Below are 4,860 nucleotides of genomic sequence, written 5' to 3'. Positions count from 1 at the left end.
AAATGCTGACGCGTCTGTTCACCATCACTGACAATATCAATCCCTGCCTGCAATTGCTCTTGCAATGACACCCGTAGCGCATCTTGTTTGGCTTCAAGCAGTTGCTCGCCTTCTAAAGCCCAAGGTGACCAAATTTTTTCAGGTTCAGCGAGCCAAGACGGTTTTGGCAAGCTGCCCGCGGTTGATGTCGGTAATAATCTTTGTGTCGGTAATAATAGTGTCATAGGATTTGTCTTCTTATTTTTTGGTGTTCTCATTTCGGCTAAATTGAACGCATCTAGGTTAAACGCATCTAGGTTGAACGCATCTAGGTTGAAAATAGTTAGGCGGCGTATTCTTTATCCGCACATGCGTCTACCACATTCTCATTCACCTCATAGCTTGCCGCCCACTCTTCAAGAATCGCTTGGTAAGGCTTGATAAAGTGTTCTTCCGTAAACTTACCTTGCTTCACGGCCATTTGGCTACGCTCTTCGCGGTCATAAACGATTTGCGTGAGGGAATAATCTTGATAGTTTAAACTGGGCTGATATACCTGACCTGCCGTCGAGTTGGCATTATAAATTTCAGGGCGATAAATCTTTTGAAAAGTTTCCATGGTCGCAATCGCACTGATAAGCTCAAGGTCGGTGTAATCACTCAGCAAATCACCGGCAAAATAAAAGGCTAAAGGTGCGACACTACCGGCCGGCATAAAATAGCGCACGGCTAAGCCCATTTTATGAAAATAATCGTCAGTTAAAGAATATTCGTCTTGTCGGTATTCAACCCCTAACACCGGATGTTGGTTAATCGTACGATGATAGGTTTTACTGGTCGATACACTCAGGCAAATCACCGGCTGTTTGGTAAAGTTGGCTTGATAGGCTTCTGAATTCAATAAATACTGAAAAAGTTTGCCATGTAAGTCACCAAAATCTGTCGGCGGTGGCAATGTAGGGTTTTTATCAAAATGCTCTAATAGGACAACGCTAAAGTCATAATCGCGCACGTAAGAGGAGAAACTGTTACCAATCATACCGTCGATACGGGTATTGTCTTTATGGTCGACGATCGTGGTTTTTAGCGTTTCGATGACCGGAAAAGTATCGCCATTACCTTCGATATCTAAATCTGCTGAAATAATATCAACTTCAACAGAGTAACGGTCGGCGGTCGGGTTATCCCAATGCGCCAAGGCGTTAAAACGATTATTGATCATTGTTAACGTTTTTTGCAGATTTTCTTTACGCTGCTCACCGCGCGCCAAATTGGCAAAGTTCGTGGTCAGACGTGTGCTATCTGCCGGATGATAGTTTTCATCAAAACGAATGCTCGAGATGGAATATGTAAATTGTTTACTCATGATAATCCGCTACCCTATTCTTATAGTGTGAGATAAAACCAAATTTGTGTATGAGATAAATCATACCCGAACGCAATCATGAATAAAAATGATACTATTTAAATTTAAGATGAGTTAAATTCACGTTGATAAGACAAGGTTATGGAATAGGACTTGATAACTAGGAGCGTGGCAGAAGGTTTTATGAATAATGATATTTTGAGTGATTTTTTTGCATTAGAAAATAATTAACGTGTTATATTCACATAAAAGAATGTAAGGTAGTTAATTATGGATGATAAAAAATTTCTCTGGCAGGCATTATGCGTGAGCACTCTAATTTTTATATTAACAGCCATGCTTGCGGTTAGGTTTTTAGATATGTTGTAGTCAGCATGGCTTTAACTTGTGCTATGCCTTAAGTTTAGGCAATATTCTAAAATAGTCGATAGTAATCCTAATCCTAATCCTTATGATTAACAGGGTGCAAACCCCTAGATCAACCAATTCCTATTTGATTGACCCAGCAGCTTTACCAGCATTGACTACTTTTCAACAACGACGCTTTCCTTCTCTTTACCATGCGGTATCAACCATTTGCCAAACCATCCTGATAAGTCGTCCATCAAAGTATAAACCACGGGAATGACTACGAGGCTTAATAGGGTTGAGGTGACCAAACCACCCAGTACCGCTGCAGCCATCGGACGACGGAAGGTAGGATCGGCATCGCCCCAACCAAAGACCAATGGCAACATGCCAGCGCCCATCGCAATGGTGGTCATGATAATCGGCCGCGCACGCTTACGACAAGAATCGATAATGGCATCAAAACGCGCCAAACCTCGGCGCTGAGCAATCAAAGCGTAATCGACTAATAAGATAGAGTTTTTGGTGGCGATGCCCATCAACATGATAAAACCAATCATCGATGGCATCGACAGACTACTTTTGGTAATCACTAAGCCGACAAAAGCGCCACCGATAGACAGCGGCAGAGCCATCAAAATGGTAAAGGGCTGCAATATACGACCAAATAATAAAATCAGCACACCTAAGATACAAACCACACCAACCGACATCGCAATAACAAAGCCACTAAATAGCTCAGCCATATTCTCGGCTTGTCCTTGGTCAATAATGGTAATAGAGGCCGGCAGCTGCTGCATACTGGGTATGGCTTTAACCGCTTGCACCAAGTCCCCAAGCTCACCATTGGCAGGCTGAACCGTGATACTAATCGCCCGCTCACGATCGAGGCGGCTGATTTGCGCAGGTCCGGTACCAAAGTTTAACGATGCCACCTCACCAACACGTACACCTTGTCCCGGCGGTAAGGCGCTTGGCACATATAAGCCTTCTAATTGGCTGACATTTTGTTTGGCAACATCTGGCAGACGCACCACGATAGGAATCTGGCGTGTATCGAGATTGAGCTTAGATAACCGCTGCTCATAGTCACCAACGGTCGCTACACGTAAGGTGGTGGCGATATCTTGCGTGGTCACGCCTTTATCCGCCATCGCCAGTCTGTCTGGAGTTACCGTCAGCTCTTGGCGCGGTAGACTGCGATCACTGGTGACAGCACCAGCACTAGGTAACGCGCGAATCTCTGTCATTATTTGCTGCGCGGTTTGCTCGAGCAAGCGCGGGTCGGTACTGGTCAAAGAAAAATTATAACCGGTCTCACCGCCACTCGATAAACCAACCGTAAAGCGTGCGCCCGGTACTTCTGAGAGCATACTACTTATCTGGCGTTCAATCTCTTGCTTAGAGGCACGCTCTGCACGCGGGGCAAGTACGATATCTAAGCCTGCGATATTTTCAGTTTTGCCGCTACCTGAGCCAGAACTAGGACCCATAGATTCTTGTGCTTCGCCTACTGAGGTAAAAATATGGCTCACTTCAGGCATGGCTAAAATACGCTCACTTGCCAGTGCAGCGACACGCTCAGTATCTTCAAGCGCTACATCAGGGGTCAGCTCAATCTCAACCCGCGTCTGGTCAATATCATTATCAGGAATAAAGGACGTTGGTAGTAATTTCACCAAGGCAAGTGATGCTACAAACAAGAGTAATGTCGCACCCATGGTAATCCAGCGATGATGCAGCGTCCAAGAGACCACTTTTAAATACCAATCCATGAGCGCGCTTTGTTTTTCAACGTGCTTTTTTTCTGGTCGCAATATATAAGCGGCCATCATCGGGGTGATTAGACGCGCGACCATTAACGACGCAAATATCGATAATGCTGCAGTCCACCCGAACTGACGAAAGAACTGCCCGACAATCCCGCCCATAAAGGCCGTTGGTAAAAATACCGCAATGAGAGTAAATGTGGTCGCGACGACTGCTAAACCAATCTCATCAGCTGCTTCCATCGCCGCTTCATAAGGCGTCTTGCCCATGCGCAAATGGCGGATAATATTTTCGACTTCTACAATCGCATCATCGACTAAGACGCCGATGACCAATGACAATGCTAATAACGAGATAATATTAAGACTAAAGCCAAATAAGTACATACCTAAAAAAGTAGGAATGACGGACAACGGCAACGCTACAGCCGCCACAAAAGTCGCGCGGATATTGCGTAAAAATAAAAACACCACGACGACGGCAAGCAAACCGCCTTCTATTAGCATGCGTAACGACGCTTGATAATCCTCGGCGATTGGCGTGGCACGATCATAGACTTTTTCAATATCGATATTACCAACATCGGCGGACAGCTTGGCAAGCTCGGCGTCAACCAGCTCCATCACCTCAACCTCACTGGCACCGCGCGAACGGGTGATATTAAATGCGACCACTGTTTGCCCATCAAGCTTAGCAATCGAGCTTGGGTCAGCAGCGCCATCGGTAATTTGCGCCATACGTCCAAGCGCTTGCGTACCACCTGTCGGCACCGCGACTTGTAAATTGTTCAAATCACTGGCACGTTCAACCGCCCCAAGCACACGAATGGTCTGGGTGGTTTTGCCTACTTCCGCTTCACCGCCTGAGCTGTCTTGTTGAATACCAGTGATTTGTTCCGATAACTGGGCGATGGGATATTTCAAACCGCTCAATGCAATTGGGTCGGCGGCCACGGTAATTTCACGCTGCAAACCACCGATACGGCTGACGGTACTGACCCCTGGAATATCCGATAAACGCTTGGTGACCGTATCATCAACGAACCAAGATAAGTCCTCGACGTTCATGTTTTCAGAGGCAACAGAATAGGTAACGACGGGAAATCCGGCCGTTGAGACTTTGGTAATAATAGGGTCATTAGCCGCGGCTGGCAAATCGCCACGTACTTCTCCGACTGCCGAACGCACATCGTCGACCGCCTCTTGAATGTCTTTTTCTAAGACAAACTCAGTAACCATAGTCGCGGCACCCGTTTGTAAGGTGGTACGAATATGCTTAACGCCCTCAATACTGGTGAGCTTATTTTCTATCTTTTTGGCAATGTCGTTTTCGAGCTGCGAGGGCGCGGCTCCCGGCAAGGTCACCGTCACCACCACCGCTGGCAGGTCAATATCAGG

2 protein-coding genes and 1 pseudogene are annotated in these 4,860 nt (G+C 46.2%); all 3 read right to left on the bottom strand.

Annotated features, from left to right (window positions below; translation table 11 throughout):
• Window positions 1–224, bottom strand: a pseudogene (locus V7D75_RS09505) (methionine synthase); the annotation flags it as partial.
• Between the two features lie 98 nt (window positions 225–322).
• Complete coding sequence (locus V7D75_RS09500) at window positions 323–1,345, bottom strand: DUF1852 domain-containing protein (RefSeq protein ID WP_333614368.1); 1,023 nt, start codon at window positions 1,343–1,345, stop codon at window positions 323–325.
• A gap of 524 nt (window positions 1,346–1,869) precedes the next feature.
• Window positions 1,870–4,860 (bottom strand): efflux RND transporter permease subunit (locus V7D75_RS09495; protein ID WP_333614367.1); only part of this gene is annotated, 2,991 nt, incomplete at its 5' end.

Origin of the sequence: Psychrobacter sp., assembly GCF_036731945.1 — a bacterium.
GTDB lineage: Bacteria > Pseudomonadota > Gammaproteobacteria > Pseudomonadales > Moraxellaceae > Psychrobacter.
Note: the sequence above shows the minus strand (reverse complement) of the source record. Positions and strands in the feature narration are given on the sequence as shown.